Origin of the sequence: Streptomyces sp. Sge12 (assembly GCF_002080455.1) — a bacterium.
Lineage (GTDB): Bacteria > Actinomycetota > Actinomycetes > Streptomycetales > Streptomycetaceae > Streptomyces.
This window is the reverse complement of the sequence record NZ_CP020555.1, coordinates 7,629,895-7,642,943: the sequence shown is the minus strand read 5'-3', so window position 1 is coordinate 7,642,943 and position 13,049 is coordinate 7,629,895. Positions and strand designations below refer to the sequence as shown.

The following is a 13,049-nucleotide window of genomic DNA, read 5'->3' as shown; positions in this document are numbered from 1 at the left end:
ACCGGCGGCCTCTATGCTGCGGGAATGATCAAGCCGATTGAACTCGTCATATTCGACTGCGACGGAGTGCTGGTCGACAGCGAACGCATCGCGGTGCCCATCCAGGTCGCGCTGGGAGCGGAGCTGGGCTGGCCGCTCACCGAGGTCGAGGTCATGGAGCGGTTCATCGGGCGCTCCACCGCCTCCATCCGCGAGGACATCGTGGCACGGGTCGGTGACGAGGCGGCCGACATCTGGCACCGGCTCTTCGAGGAACGCCACCGTGCGGCGGTGGACACCGGGTTGTCGGCCGTCGACGGGCTGCCCGAGGCGCTCGGCGCGATCACCCTGCCGACCTGCGTCGCCTCCAGCGGCTCGCACGAGAAGATGCGCCACACCCTCGGCCGCACCGGCCTCTACGAGCACTTCGAGGGCCGCATCTACAGCGCCACCGAGGTCCGGTACGGCAAGCCGGCCCCGGACCTGTTCCTGTACGCGGCGCAGCGGATGGGCGTGGACCCGGCGGCCTGCGCGGTCGTCGAGGACAGCCGCCCCGGGGTCGAGGCCGCCCGCGCCGCCGGCATGCGCGTGTTCGGCTATGCGGGGGGCCTGACGCCCGCCGAACGCCTCGAAGGCACCGGCACCGTCGTCTTCCACGACATGCGTGAACTGCCCCGCCTCATCACGGCGGGCGTCGGGGTCTGACAGCACCCGGCCGACGGGCCCGCCGCACCCCCGGGGGTGCGGCGGGCCCGTCCCGTACGGTGGCCGGGCTACGCCGTGGGCGACAGGAGCGTGTCCTCCGTTCGGCGGGCCGTGGCCGGCGTGCTGCCGGCGACGATCAGAGCGAGTAAGACCGCGGCCGCCTCGCTCTGCAGGATCCGGGCGGCCTGCTTCAGCCTTCCGGGGTCGGGAACCGGGATGGACAGGGCCACGCATTCGGCGTTCGGGCCCGCGGTGATCGGCACCGCCGCGCACACCGTGCCGATCGCGTACTCCTGGAGGTCCAGGAGCGGTGCGTTCGGCGGGCGGTGGTCGAGCTGGTGGAAGAGGTCCTGCTGGCCGGTGAGGGTGTGGGGGGTGAAGCGGGTCGGCCGGTGGCGCGCCAGGTGGTCCTTCCGTTCGTCGTAGTCGAGTTGGGTCAGCAGCGCCTTGCCCACCGCGGAGGCGTGGGCGGCGTCGCGGAAGTCGACCCACTCCTCGACCACGGGTGTGGCCGGGCCGTCGGCGTACTGGGTGATGGAGACCTCGCCGTCGGTGTAGCGGGCGACGTAGACGGCGGCTCCGACGGCGTCCCGCACCCAGGCGAGGGTCTCGCGCAGGTGCCCGCGTCCTTCTCCGGTCGCCGAGTCCGCCAGCACGAGGGCGTTGCCGGCGACGTACGCGTCCGGTGCGATCGGGGTGGCGAGGTTCGCGCGGATCAACTGCTCCACCGCCCGGGCGAGGACCAGTTGGGGCAGCGCCGTCTCACGGGCGATCTGTGTCAGGTTGACGCCGCCCGAGTAGCGGTTGATGACCTCCAGGACCCGCAGTGCCTGGTGGACGGATTCCAGTGGGGCGGGCGCCGGGCGTCCTTCGGGGGTTTTTCGGGCGGCGTGGGTCAGGTGCGGCTGTTTCAGGGCTTCCAGTGCCCATGCGTTCGCCTGGTCCGTCAGGTGCAGCGGGTTGAGCCGGGCGTTCCGTGCGACGGCGACCGCCACCTGCGGGTCGGGGATGAAGACCTCCCCCAGGTCCGGGTGTTCCTTGCGCGGACGGGCCGTGAGCGCCTGGCGCAGGCGTACGGGCAGTCGGCACGGGGTCCGGCCGGCCCGTCCGGGACCGGTGGTGAGGGTGGTGAGGTCCTGGGTGGTGATGGGCGGGGAGGTCCAGATGACGGAGGCGCCGAGGGCCTCCTCGAGGTTCTCGGGGAACTGCGGCAGGGGCGGCAGGTGTTCCTCCGCGGGCAGGGTCCGCGCCTGGCGCATCCAGTAGCGGGCGGTGGCGACCTCGGCGCGGGCGAGGTGGAGGAGGTAGAGGCAGCGGGCGGCGGTCCGCGAGCCCGCACCGGCCGCGTACTGGAACCAGAACTGTGCGCCCTCCATCCGGTCGGCCAGGTGGAGCAGGCAGCCGAACAGCAGCGCCGAGTCCACGCCGTGCGGCCAGGACTCGGCGTCGAGGGCGAGTTCGGCGAAGGCCCGGCTCTCCACGAGGCACCAGGTGAGGTCGTCCAGACCACGGGCGGCGCGCACATGGCAGGCGGCGTCCAGGACGAGGTCGTCGGCCGAGGACGGGGCGGAGACGGCCGGCCCCCGTGCCGGCGGAACGGCGGCGCCGGGCGGGCCGCTCGTGCTGATCGTGCCGGTTGTGCCGGTCGTGCCGGTTGCCGAGCGGGCGCGGTCGGCGACGATCCGGCGGGCGATCCGGCGGCGGGCCGCCCCCTCGTCGTATCCGGCGTACTCCTCCGCGAGTACCGTCGCGTCCTCCAGGGCCGCGTCCAGTTCGCACAGCGGCATGTCGCGGTGGCGGGGCATGTCGCTCACTGGTCCTTCTCCTCTCCGGGGATCCAGTCCACCCCGAGCTTGCGGGACAGGGTTCGGCGGGCGCCGCGGATGTGCGAGCGGACCGTCGCGGGAGTGATCCCCATCATCCGCGCGACGGTTTCGGAGTCGTTGCCGAGGAGGAACGACAGCAGCACCACGTCGTACTGCCGCTCGGACAGCCCCGCGATCGCCGCGTACAGGCCGAGCTTCGACTCCAGCATTTCCAGCCGCTCTCTGGAAGAACGGCGCAGTGCGGCGAACCACGCGGTCTCCACCATCGCGACCTGGCGGCCCAGCGCCGCCAGCCGGCGCTCCACGTGCTCGCGCAGCACCGCCCACGCGAACCCGTGCAGGCTCGCCTCCTTCAGGGCTTGGCGCCACACCTTCAGCAGGAAGGTGAACACGTCGTCGACGACTTCCTCGGCGTCCTTGGCATTGCCCAGCTGGAGGTGGGCGTAGCGCAGATAGGCGCGGTGCTGCTGGGAGTGGAAAGCGGTGAAGTCCACCGGCAGTACGCCGGCCAGTTCGCTGGAGACCGCCTGGTCCCCCGATGGATCGAAATCGCCTTCGCTCATACGCTCCCCCACGGCTGTTCTTCGCCGCACACCGGTGCGACGGGGACCTCTTGGTGGCGAACGCGGGGAACGGCACTGCGGGAGCCGGCGGCTGGTCCGCCGGTTCCCGTCCGTACGCCCGCGCCCGGCAGGCGCATCGGCGCCCTGAACACATTGATGACGAGACAACGGGCAGGGGTGGCTAACAGCGCGAGGGCGGCCGTTTCGGCAACATTCACGTCGGCGCGGAACCTTCCAAATGGATCATGCACAACCGGCTTGCCCGCCCCCGGACCGGCAGCCGCGGAGCACTGTGCGCTCCCATTCACCACCCCATCGGAAAACGAGCCCGATCGTGCAAGCCGGTCCCCGGAAATCTTCCGGAGCAAGCGCACACGCCACCGTGCGCGCCCCGGCTCATCCGTGCGCGCCCCTGTGTGCCCGCCGGGCGCCGTGACCGGCCGGTCCCCGGCCGAGGGGCTCCGGCCTCCGCCGAGGTGCGCCCGTACGGTCGCCCGCCGCGGCTTTCTTCACACGAATGGATGCCGCTGCCACCCCATCCGGGGAGACACGGCCCGACTCACACCGCCGGGGTACCGGATGCCTGCATGGTGGGTCCAGTTTCCGGCGCCCCGGCCCTCGGCCCCGCGCGCCGTCCGACCTGGAAGGACGTGCCCCCATGGCGTTGGCGAGGACCCTGCTGCCCGTCGTGCTGTCCCTGGCCGTGGCCGGGGTCCCGGCCTCGCTCCCGGACGCGGCGGGCCGGCCGGCCGGTGCCGCCGCCGTCCCCTACGACGGCCAGCCCGGCCACGAGACCGCGCTGTTCGGCGTGAAGGCCACGAACAACGCGGCGGCGCAGGAGTTCACCGTGGACGGCAGCCGGCTCTCCCGGGTGAGCGTCTGGCTGGGCAGCGGGGCGGCGACGGGCACCGTGACCGCCCAGGTCCGCCGGGTCCGTACGGACCCCGGGTCGGCGATCGCCTCGGCGACCCTGGACCTCGCCTCCCTCGGCGGCGCCGGAGCGGGCTGGGTCGAGTTCCCGCTCGACGCAGCCGTCACCGCGGGCACCGTGTACTACCTGTTCCTCCAGGCGAGCACCGAGGAGAGCGGGCCGATCGCCTGGTACGGCACCACACGGTCCGTGCCCGGCTCGCTGACCTCCTGGAACTACGACGAGGCGTACTGGGGCGGCTGGCACGCAGCGACCTCCCGGCCGGCCTTCCACGTCAACCCCGCCGGCAGCGAGCGCTGCGGGGAGACCGAGCCCTGCTACGTGCCCACCTCCGCCCTCGCCGCCCGCACGTCGGGGCTGTTGGCCAACGGGGTCACCACCGAGGCCGTCCTGCCCTCCTTCGCCGTGGGCGCCTCCTACGTCGACGGGAGCAACGTGCTGCGCCTGCCCTCCGGCCGGTGGCGGTACCTGCCCGCGGGGGCATCGGCGTCGGCGGTGGTCGCGGCGGACGACCCGGGCGCCCTGGCGCAGATCGAGGAGAGCCGCGCATGGCTGGCGGCGGGCCGGGTGCCGGGCGCCACCGATGCGCAGCGGGCGGCCTCGCAGCGCGCGCTGCTGTCGATGCGGGCGCTGCTGAAGCCGGGCGGGGCGTTCGCCGCGGCGTGGGCGCCGGCGTGGGAGTACTCGTGGCCCCGTGACGGGGCGTTCGCCGCGGTGGCCTTCACCGCGACCGGGCACGACGAGGAGGCGTACCGGATCCTGCGCTACGACGCGCGCACCCAGCGGGCCGACGGGACCTGGGAGGCCCGCACCCTGCTGGACGGCAGCGGCCCGCCGGACGCGCGGAAGTGGCAGCTGGACGCCAACGGCTGGGTTCCCTGGGCCACTTGGCAGTGGTACCGTGCGGCGCCGACCGAGGGGCGGGACGACCGGCTGCGCGAGCTCTACCCGATGGTGCGCCGGGCGGCCGACTACGCCGCGCGGTCGCTGGGGCCGGACGGGCTGCCTCCGGCCTCCCCGGACTACTGGGAGCTGGACACGACGACCACCAACATCGGTACCGCCGCTCCGCTGCTGGCCGGGCTCGACGCCGCGGCCGACCTGGCCGCCGGGCTGGGCATGGCCGCGGACGCGGAGCGCTGGGGGGACGCGGCCCGGCGGCTGTCGGCGGGGATCGCCGCCTCCTTCGCCCCGCTGGGCTACCAGCGGACCGTCGACGGCAAGCACGGCCGGGACAGCGCGGTGGCGTTCATGGCGCCCCCGTTCAACTCCGCCCCGGCCGGTCTCGATGAGGCGCTGGACTCCACCTACCGCGCACTGCTGCTGCCGAACGGCGGGATCTCGCCCGGCAACGACCCCTCCTTCAGCTGGGGGTCGTACGCCTGGACGGCCAGCACCTCCTTCTTCGCCCTCGCCTGGGCCGGTACGGGTGAGCGGGCGAAGGCGGGGCGGGTGCTCGACTGGGTGCTGTCCAAGCGGAACGGGCTGGGCGAGCTGCCGGAGACCGTGAACGGGGCCGGGCTGCCGTCCGCCGTGGCGCCCTTGGGGTGGACGGACGCGCTGGTGGTACTCACCGCGGACGCCCTCCAGGGTTCCGCGCTGCCCACGCCTGCGGCGGCGCGGGTCGGTCAGTAGGAGGACCGGCCCGGAGGGGGTCGCGTCCGTCATGCACGTCGACGAGGAGACGGTCATGCGGGGTGGAACGGTCGCGGTGGTCGGCGGGAGCATCGCGGGGTGCGCCATTGCCACGGCGGTGGCGCGGGCGGGCGCCGATGAGGTGGTGGTACTGGAGCGCACGCGCGGGCGGCTCCAGGACCGGGGCGTCGGGCTGTGCATCCACGACGAGCGGGGCGCGGAGCTCGGCGCGAGCGGGGCACTGCCCGCGGGGATCGCGGCGCACCCGCTGGAGCGGCGCCGGTGGGTGGTCCGCGACGATGACCACGGGCCGGGCGGGCGGGTGATCTGGGAGCAGCCGTTCCCCTTCCACTCCTACCACTGGGGACTGCTCTGGCAGGGGCTGCGGGAGGCCGTGCCGGACTCGGTGCGCTACCGGCAGGGGGAGATGGTGACGGGCGTCGGGGCGGCGGGGACCGCGGGCGCCGAGGTCCGGCTCGCGGGCGGCCGCGCCGAGCGGTACGACCTGGTCGTCGGCGCCGACGGGTACCGGTCGGTGGTGCGCGCGGCGCTCTGCCCGGACTCCCGGCCGCAGTACCCCGGTTACGTGTGCTGGCGCGGCAACTTCGACGCGGCGCTGCTCGACGGGTCCGGCGGCGCCGCGGACCCGGTCCCGTCGGCGGTGACCACGGTCTGCTTCGCCGGTGGTTCGTGCGTCATCTACCGCATCCCCGGGCCGGACGGCCCGCGGGTCAACTGGGTGCTCTACGCCGCTCCGCCGCAGGACGGCCGACTGCGCCTCGACGACCCGACGAGCTTCCCGCCCGGCGGCCTCACCCCCGAGCTGGCGCTGCACCTGGCCGCGCTGCTCGACCGCGAGTTCCCGCCGTACTGGGGGCGGGCCCTCGCGCTGACCGGCCCGGCGGACACCTTCGTCCAGCCCATCTACGACGTGGAGACCCCGCGCGCCGCCGCCGGCCGGCTGCTGCTCGCGGGGGACGCGGCGAGCGTCGTACGCCCGCACAACACGAGCGGCGCCGCGAAGGCCCTCCAGGACGCCACCGCCCTCGCCGACGGCTGGCGCGCCGCCACGACCTTCGAGGAACTGCTGCGCGGCTACCAGGAGACCCGTGGCGCCGCCGGACGGGACCTGGTGGCGCTGGCCCGCCGGCTGGGGCGCGCCCAGGTCGAGCGGACCCCAGCCTGGGCGCGCATGAACGGCGCCGAGATGGCCCACTGGTGGCGGTCGCAGCTCGGCGGGTCCCCGGGCATCGGGGGCCGGGCCATGGCCCCGTAGCCCGCGGGCTCCCTCGGCTCAGCGATCCATCGTGGTGTTGCTCGTGACGGTGCCGTCGGTGCCGGAGACGGTGACCGCGTGGCGGACCCCGTCGGCGCCGACGACCACGGCCAGCCAGGCACTGCCGCCGCCTTCCTGGGCGACCGCGCGCAGCCCCGCCACCTTCCCGCCCGGCACCGCCGCGGCCGCCTTCTCGGCCGCCTCGCCGATGGCCAGGGAGGGGATGGGCGCGGGCGCCGGGGCGGCCTTGCCGCCCGCGTGGCGGCCCGGCCCGCCGGGCGCGTCGGGGCCCGCCGGACGGCCGGGCTCCCCCGGGCCGCGTTCGTGGCGCGGTTCGGCGTTCTGCGGGCCGCCGCGGAAACCGCCCTCGGGTCCGGGGCCGCCCCAGGCGATGCGCGGGCCGCCGCGCTCGACGCGCACGTGGTGGTCGTGGTGCTCGGCCACGGCCACCGCCGTCACCACGCCGACGACCACCACGGCTGCTGCTCCTGCCGCCACCCAGCGGGCGCTCCGGCCGCGGGGGACGAGGCGGCCCAGGGCCGCGGGCTTGCGGGCTCCGGCCTCTGGGACGGCCGTGGGGGCGGCCGATGGGGCGGCATGGGCGGCGGTCTCGGCCTGCTCGGACGGCGGCACAGAATCAGACATACGGGAACTCCTCAGAACAACCGGGCGTGGTGCGCGGCGCGTTCCCGAGCATGCTGAGCGGAACCTGAAGCCCCGCTGAAGCCACCTGAAGACCTCTTCAGCCGGCGGCGGAGCAGTACTGAGATCCTGTCCGGCATGCGCGTACTGGTGGTGGAGGACGAACGGCGGCTCGCCGTGGCCCTGCAGCGTGGGCTGCAGTCCGAGGGCTTCTCGGTCGATGTGGCCCACGACGGGTCCCAGGGGCTGTGGATGGCCACCGAGCACGACTACGACCTGATCGTGCTCGACATCATGCTGCCCGGCCTGAACGGCTACCGGGTGTGCGCGAAGCTGCGCGCGGCCGGAAACGAGTCGGGGATCCTGATGCTCACGGCGAAGGACGGCGAGTACGACGAGGCCGAGGCCCTGGACACCGGCGCCGACGACTTCCTGTCCAAGCCGTTCTCCTACCTGGTGCTGGTCGCCCGGCTGCGCGCGCTCGGCCGGCGTACGGGCCGCCGGCGGCCCCAGGTGATGCGGTTCGGCGACCTGGTGCTCGACCCGGCCCGGCACTCGTGTTCCCGGGACGGGACGGAGATACGGCTGACCGCGCGGGAGTTCGCGGTGCTGGAGTACCTGGCCCGGCGCTCCGGCGAGGTGGTGCCCAAGCGGGACATCCTGGAACAGGTGTGGGACAGCGCCTTCGACGGCGATCCCAATGTGGTCGAGGTCCACGTGAGCGCCGTGCGCCGCAAGATCGACGCGCCGTTCGGGCGGGCCGCGCTGGAGACCGTACGCGGAGCCGGGTACCGACTGGCGGCCGACGGTGGCTGAGCGTCCGCGCCCGCGCGGGCGGGTGCGCGCCGCCGTGGGCGCCGTGCTGCGCGCGGTGCTGCGCCGGTGGCCGGTGCTGCGGCGGTTGTGGCCGACCACGGTACGGGCGCGGGCGACCGTGGGCGCCAGTGCGGTGGTGGCCGTGGCCCTGACGCTCGCCTCCTTCGCCCTGCTCGGGCTGCTGGAGGCGAACCTGCTCCGCAACGCCGAGAACGACGCCCGCCGGCAGGCCGAGAACGTGGCGCAGCTCGCCGCGACCGGCAGGCTGGGCCGTGTCCGTCCGCCGGTCCGCGGCATCGACTTCGTCCAGGTGGTGGGCGCCGACGGCCGCATCCTGTTCGCCAGCCCGAACCTGGCCGGTGTGCCGGCCTTCCCGCCGCCGGCCCCCGGCGTGCCGGGAACCCGGTTCCACACGTGGCGGGTCCGCCCGATCGACGGCGAGTACCGGCAGCGGGTCGTCCAGGTCGTCACGCAGACCCCGGACGGCATGGCCATCGTCTACGCCGGCGCCTCCCTGCGGGACGTGGACGCGGCCGACGACACCACCACCGCCGCCCTCGTCATCGGCCTGCCGCTGCTGCTGGCCACCGTCGCCCTGGTGACCTGGCGGGTCACCGGCCATGCGCTGCGGCCGGTGGAGGAGATCCGGGCCGAGGTCGCCGGGATCTCCGACCGCGACCTGCACCGCAGGGTGCCGGTGCCGGACACCCATGACGAGGTCGCCCGGCTGGCCGAGACCATGAACGCCACCCTGGACCGGCTGGAGGCCTCCGGGATCCGGCAGCGGCAGTTCATCGCCGACGCCTCGCACGAGCTGCGCAGCCCCATCACCGTCCTGCGCACCCAGCTGGAAGTGGCCCTGGCCGTCCGGGACCCGGAGCTGTGGCCCGAGCTGATCGGCGGGGCCTTGGAGGACATCGAACGGCTCCAGCACCTCACGGCCGACCTGCTGCTGCTCGCGCGCATCGACGCGGCCCAGCCCGTGGTCACCGCCCCGCTGGACCTGACCGCCCTGGTGCGCGAGGTGGTGGAGGGCCGCCTCGGCGACCGGGTCCCCGTACGGCTGGGGCTGGAGGCCGGCGTCGAGGTCACGGCGGGCGCGCTGTGGCTCGGCCGGATCGTGACCAACCTCGTGGACAACGCGCAGCGCTACGCCGCGGGGCGCGTGGACGTCACCCTGCGCACCACGAAGGGGGCGGGCCCGGGCACGGCCGTCCTGGAGGTCGTCGACGACGGCCCCGGCATCCCGGCGGCGGACCGCGAGCGGATCTTCGAACGCTTCACGCGCCTCGACGACTCGCGCAGCCGCGATCACGGCGGAGCGGGGCTGGGCCTGGCCATCGCCCGCGACCTGAGCACCCATCACGGCGGCACCCTCACGGCCGAGGAAGGCCCGGGGGGCGGCGCCCGGGACCGCGCCGGGGACCACCCCGGGGGCGGCGCGCGGCTGGTGCTGCGCCTGCCGACTACGCCCCGGCCGTGACGCCCGGCCCCGGCGCGCAGCGCCGCGCGATCTCCGTACCGGCGGCGAGCAGGACCAGTGCCCACAGGGCCGCCCGCCAGGGCGATGACCCGCCCTCCGGGGCCGGGGAGACCCGGCGCTGCGGGTCGTAGGCGACCTCGATCTCCTCCCCCACCGCGGCGAGGGGCCGGTCGTCCTTGAGCTCGGCGGGGTAGCCGCCCGGGCAGCGCAGTTCGAGGCGGTACACGGTCTTCTCGGGCGGGCCTCCCTCGCCGTACGAAGCCTGCACCGTGGTGTGGACCGCGCCGACCACGCAGGTGGCGACCTCGGCACGTGCCGTCGCCTGATCGGCGGCCGTCACGGTGAGGAGCAGCCCGACGGCCAGGAACAGCACCCCGAAGAAGCCGCCGGTGCCGCCGACGCGCACCACGTACGCCGCGCACGCACCGGCGACCAGCAGGACCCCGCCCGCCACCGCGACCGCCGTCGGCGGCGACGAGGGGCCCGCGAGGTACCAGTGGACCCATCCGTACACGGCCGCCGCGGCCGACACGGGCAGGGCCACGGTGAACCACCGCCTCCGCTGCCGCTCCGTTCCCGACACGAGCACCACCCCCGGTGGGGGACGCCCGGCGACCCGCCTCCGGTTGCCGCCGACTCGGCGTCAACTCCCCTTCCGTGGGCGCCGCGAGGGGCGCCACCGACCCGGGAAAACCCGGTGCGCCCGAAGACTCCGATCACTAGACTCGCCGTGCGCGCTGCCGACAGGGCACCGCGCCCGTGCCGAATGAAGAGAAGGGGAGCCGCGCCATGTGCACGTACCGCACTGCCGCCTTCGCTCCCCCGTCCCGGTACGACGTGATCCCGGTGTCTCGCAGCGCGCGGTGCCCGCTGCGCGGCCGGCACCGTACGCCCGTGACCCACCACTGAGGTTCCGACCCCTTCCGGGGTTCCGTTCCTCTCGTCTTCCGCAGGCCCGTGAGCCCGTGAGCCCGTACGTCCTCCTGCCCGGACCCCGTCCGGACGGTGACGTCCGCTGCACCGGGCCACCGCCGCGGTGGCGTCCTGGGTCGTGACATCGCGCCGCCCTCTTCCCCAGCACATGCGAAAGGCCTCGGGCCATGCGCGCCAACAGGCAGCCCCACCCCACCACTTCCCCCACCGCCGTCCGCAACCTGGGCATCCTCGCCCACGTCGACGCCGGCAAGACCACCATCACCGAGCGGATCCTCTACGCGACCGGCGCCATCCACAAGCGCGGCGAGGTCCACCACGGCACGACCATCACCGACTACGACCCCCAGGAACGCGATCGCGGCATCACCATCTTCGCCGCGGCCGTGAGCTGCTCCTGGGACGCCCACCGCGTCAACCTGATCGACACCCCGGGTCACGTCGACTTCTCCGACGAGGTCGAGCGTTCCCTGCGGGTGCTGGACGGCGCCGTCGCGGTCTTCGACGCCGTCGCCGGGGTCGAGCCGCAGAGCGAGACGGTGTGGCGGCAGGCCGACCGGCACGGTGTGCCGCGGATCGCGTTCGTCAACAAGCTGGACCGGGCGGGCGCCGACCTCGACACGGCCGTCGCGTCGATCCGCCGGCGACTGGGCGTCGTACCCCTCGTGGTCCAGCTGCCCATCGGAGCGGAGGACTCGTTCCGCGGTGTCGTCGACCTGCTGCGGATGCGCGCGCTGAGCTGGCACGACGGCTCCGACACGTACCAGGAGGGCCCGGTCCCCGAGGCGCTGCGGGAGGAGGCCGCCGGGCGGCGCCGACTGCTGGAGGAGACGGTGGCCGAACTGCACGCCGACGCCCTGGAGGAGTTCTGCTCGGCCTCGGCCCTGACGGAGCGCACCCTGGTGCGCGCCCTGCGGGAGCTGACGCTGCGCGGGGACGCCGTGGTCGTGCTGTGCGGCTCGGCGTACCGCAACCGCGGCATCGAACCGCTGCTGGACGCGGTCCTCGCGTACCTGCCGTCGCCCTGCGACATGCCTGCGGTACGGGGCCTGGCGCCGGGCGGCGCGGAGGCGGAGCGCGCCCCCGACCCGGCCGGTCCGTTCACGGCGCTGGCGTTCAAGGTGACGGCGACGGCGACCGGGCGGCTCACGTACCTGCGGGTCTACGCGGGCACCCTGCGCAAGGGCGAGACCGTACTGGACGCGGCCACGGGCCGTACGGAGCGGGTCGGCCGGATCCTGCGGGTCCAGGCCGACCGGCACGAGGAACGGGAGGAGGCGGTGGCCGGTGACATCGTCGCGGTGATCGGGCTGAAGGCCGCCCGGGCGGGCACGACCCTGTGCGCGCCGGGTGCGCCGCTGGTCCTCGAACCGCCGTCGGTGGCCGAGCCGGTGGTGTCGGTCGCGGTCGAGGCCCGCCGCAACAGCGACACGGGCCGGCTCTCGGCGGCGCTGGCACGGCTCGCCGAGGAGGACCCGTCGCTGGTGGTGCGGTCCGACGCGGAGAGCGGCCAGACCGTGCTGTCGGGGATGGGCGAGCTGCACCTGGAGGTCGCGGTGGAGAAGATCCGCAGTGGCCACGGGGTGGAGGTCGTCGTCGGCCGGCCGCGGGTCTCCTACCGGGAGACCGTCGTGCGCGGAGTGAGCGCTCTGGTCCACCGGCACGTCAAACAGGACGGTGGCGCAGGCCAGTTCGCCCACGTCGTCCTCGACGTCGAGCCGCTGGACGAGCCGTGCTTCGAGTTCCGGTCGACGGTCGTCGGCGGGCGCGTGCCGCAGGAGTACGCGCGCGCCGTGGAGGCCGGCTGCCGGGACGCGCTCGCCGAGGGCCCGCTCGGCGGGTTCCCGGTGACGGGGCTGCGGGTCACGCTCACCGACGGGGCGACGCACTCCAAGGACTCCTCGGAGATGGCGTTCCGGGCGGCGGGCCGGTTCGGGCTGCGCGAGGCCCTGCGCCTGAGCACGATGGAGCTCCTGGAGCCGCTGGTCGAGGTGACGGTGACGGTTCCGGAGGACGGCGTGGGCGGTGTCCTGGGTGATCTCGCGGCCCGCCGCGGCCGGGTGTCCGGTTCCACGGCGGAGGCGGGGACCGCGGTGATCACGGCGGCCGTGCCGCTGGCCGAGCTGTTCGGCTACGCGTCCCGGCTGCGCGGCCGGACGCAGGGGCGGGGCACCTTCACCACCCGGCCGGCCGGTCTCGCACCGGTCCCGGCCTCGGTCGCGGGGGCCCTGCCGACCCGGTGACGACACGGTCGCCGCCC

The 13,049-nt window shown here is 74.8% G+C and carries 10 protein-coding genes; 6 read left to right on the top strand and 4 right to left on the bottom strand.

Annotated elements, in window-relative coordinates; genetic code table 11:
- Window positions 1-24 precede the first annotated feature (24 nt).
- Window positions 25-684 (top strand): HAD family hydrolase, encoded by a 660-nt coding sequence (locus tag B6R96_RS34265; RefSeq protein WP_081524685.1) that lies wholly within the window; start codon window positions 25-27, stop codon window positions 682-684.
- Window positions 685-752: 68 nt separating this feature from the next.
- On the opposite strand, the gene B6R96_RS34260 is transcribed toward B6R96_RS34265, so the two are convergent.
- Complete coding sequence (locus B6R96_RS34260) at window positions 753-1,583, bottom strand: IclR family transcriptional regulator domain-containing protein (protein WP_237291726.1); 831 nt, start codon at window positions 1,581-1,583, stop codon at window positions 753-755.
- 911 nt (window positions 1,584-2,494) lie between these two features.
- The gene (locus B6R96_RS34255) at window positions 2,495-3,073 is read right to left on the bottom strand and encodes an RNA polymerase sigma factor (protein WP_221511317.1); all 579 of its coding nucleotides are present in this window, start codon (window positions 3,071-3,073) and stop codon (window positions 2,495-2,497) included.
- 658 nt (window positions 3,074-3,731) lie between these two features.
- On the opposite strand from B6R96_RS34255, the gene B6R96_RS34250 reads away from it, so the two are divergent.
- Window positions 3,732-5,639 (top strand): hypothetical protein, encoded by a 1,908-nt coding sequence (locus tag B6R96_RS34250; protein ID WP_081524684.1) that lies wholly within the window; start codon window positions 3,732-3,734, stop codon window positions 5,637-5,639.
- 55 nt (window positions 5,640-5,694) lie between these two features.
- Window positions 5,695-6,915 carry an FAD-dependent monooxygenase gene (locus B6R96_RS34245; protein WP_081525395.1) on the top strand — a complete coding sequence of 407 codons (1,221 nt, stop codon included), beginning with the start codon at window positions 5,695-5,697 and terminating at the stop codon, window positions 6,913-6,915.
- Window positions 6,916-6,933: 18 nt separating this feature from the next.
- Here B6R96_RS34245 and B6R96_RS34240 read toward each other — a convergent pair whose 3' ends face one another.
- Window positions 6,934-7,560 carry a hypothetical protein gene (locus tag B6R96_RS34240; RefSeq protein WP_159396424.1) on the bottom strand — a complete coding sequence of 209 codons (627 nt, stop codon included), beginning with the start codon at window positions 7,558-7,560 and terminating at the stop codon, window positions 6,934-6,936.
- 135 nt (window positions 7,561-7,695) lie between these two features.
- Here B6R96_RS34240 and B6R96_RS34235 point away from each other — a divergent pair, with 135 nt between their 5' ends.
- Entirely contained in the window at window positions 7,696-8,373 is a 678-nt protein-coding gene (locus B6R96_RS34235) for a response regulator transcription factor (RefSeq protein ID WP_030387677.1), read from the top strand.
- 76 nt (window positions 8,374-8,449) lie between these two features.
- Complete coding sequence (locus B6R96_RS34230; RefSeq protein WP_081525394.1) at window positions 8,450-9,856, top strand: sensor histidine kinase; 1,407 nt, start codon at window positions 8,450-8,452, stop codon at window positions 9,854-9,856.
- On the opposite strand, the gene B6R96_RS34225 is transcribed toward B6R96_RS34230, so the two are convergent.
- On the bottom strand, window positions 9,840-10,439 hold the full coding sequence (locus B6R96_RS34225; protein ID WP_159396423.1) for a hypothetical protein: 600 nt from the start codon (window positions 10,437-10,439) through the stop codon (window positions 9,840-9,842). The genes B6R96_RS34230 and B6R96_RS34225 overlap by 17 nt on opposite strands.
- Window positions 10,440-10,956: 517 nt before the next feature.
- On the opposite strand from B6R96_RS34225, the gene fusA reads away from it, so the two are divergent.
- Window positions 10,957-13,032: an elongation factor G gene (gene fusA / locus B6R96_RS34220; RefSeq protein WP_081524681.1), complete on the top strand. Its 2,076-nt coding sequence runs from the start codon at window positions 10,957-10,959 to the stop codon at window positions 13,030-13,032.
- Window positions 13,033-13,049: the final 17 nt, after the last annotated feature.

Coding starts and splice junctions, on each gene's coding strand:
- B6R96_RS34250 (WP_081524684.1), top strand. CDS start 3,732: ATGGCGTTGGCGAGGACCCTGCTGCCCGTCGTGCTGTCCCTGGCCGTG.
- B6R96_RS34245 (WP_081525395.1), top strand. CDS start 5,695: ATGCGGGGTGGAACGGTCGCGGTGGTCGGCGGGAGCATCGCGGGGTGC.
- B6R96_RS34235 (WP_030387677.1), top strand. CDS start 7,696: ATGCGCGTACTGGTGGTGGAGGACGAACGGCGGCTCGCCGTGGCCCTG.
- B6R96_RS34240 (WP_159396424.1), bottom strand. CDS start 7,560: ATGTCTGATTCTGTGCCGCCGTCCGAGCAGGCCGAGACCGCCGCCCAT.
- B6R96_RS34255 (WP_221511317.1), bottom strand. CDS start 3,073: ATGAGCGAAGGCGATTTCGATCCATCGGGGGACCAGGCGGTCTCCAGC.
- fusA (WP_081524681.1), top strand. CDS start 10,957: ATGCGCGCCAACAGGCAGCCCCACCCCACCACTTCCCCCACCGCCGTC.
- B6R96_RS34265 (WP_081524685.1), top strand. CDS start 25: ATGATCAAGCCGATTGAACTCGTCATATTCGACTGCGACGGAGTGCTG.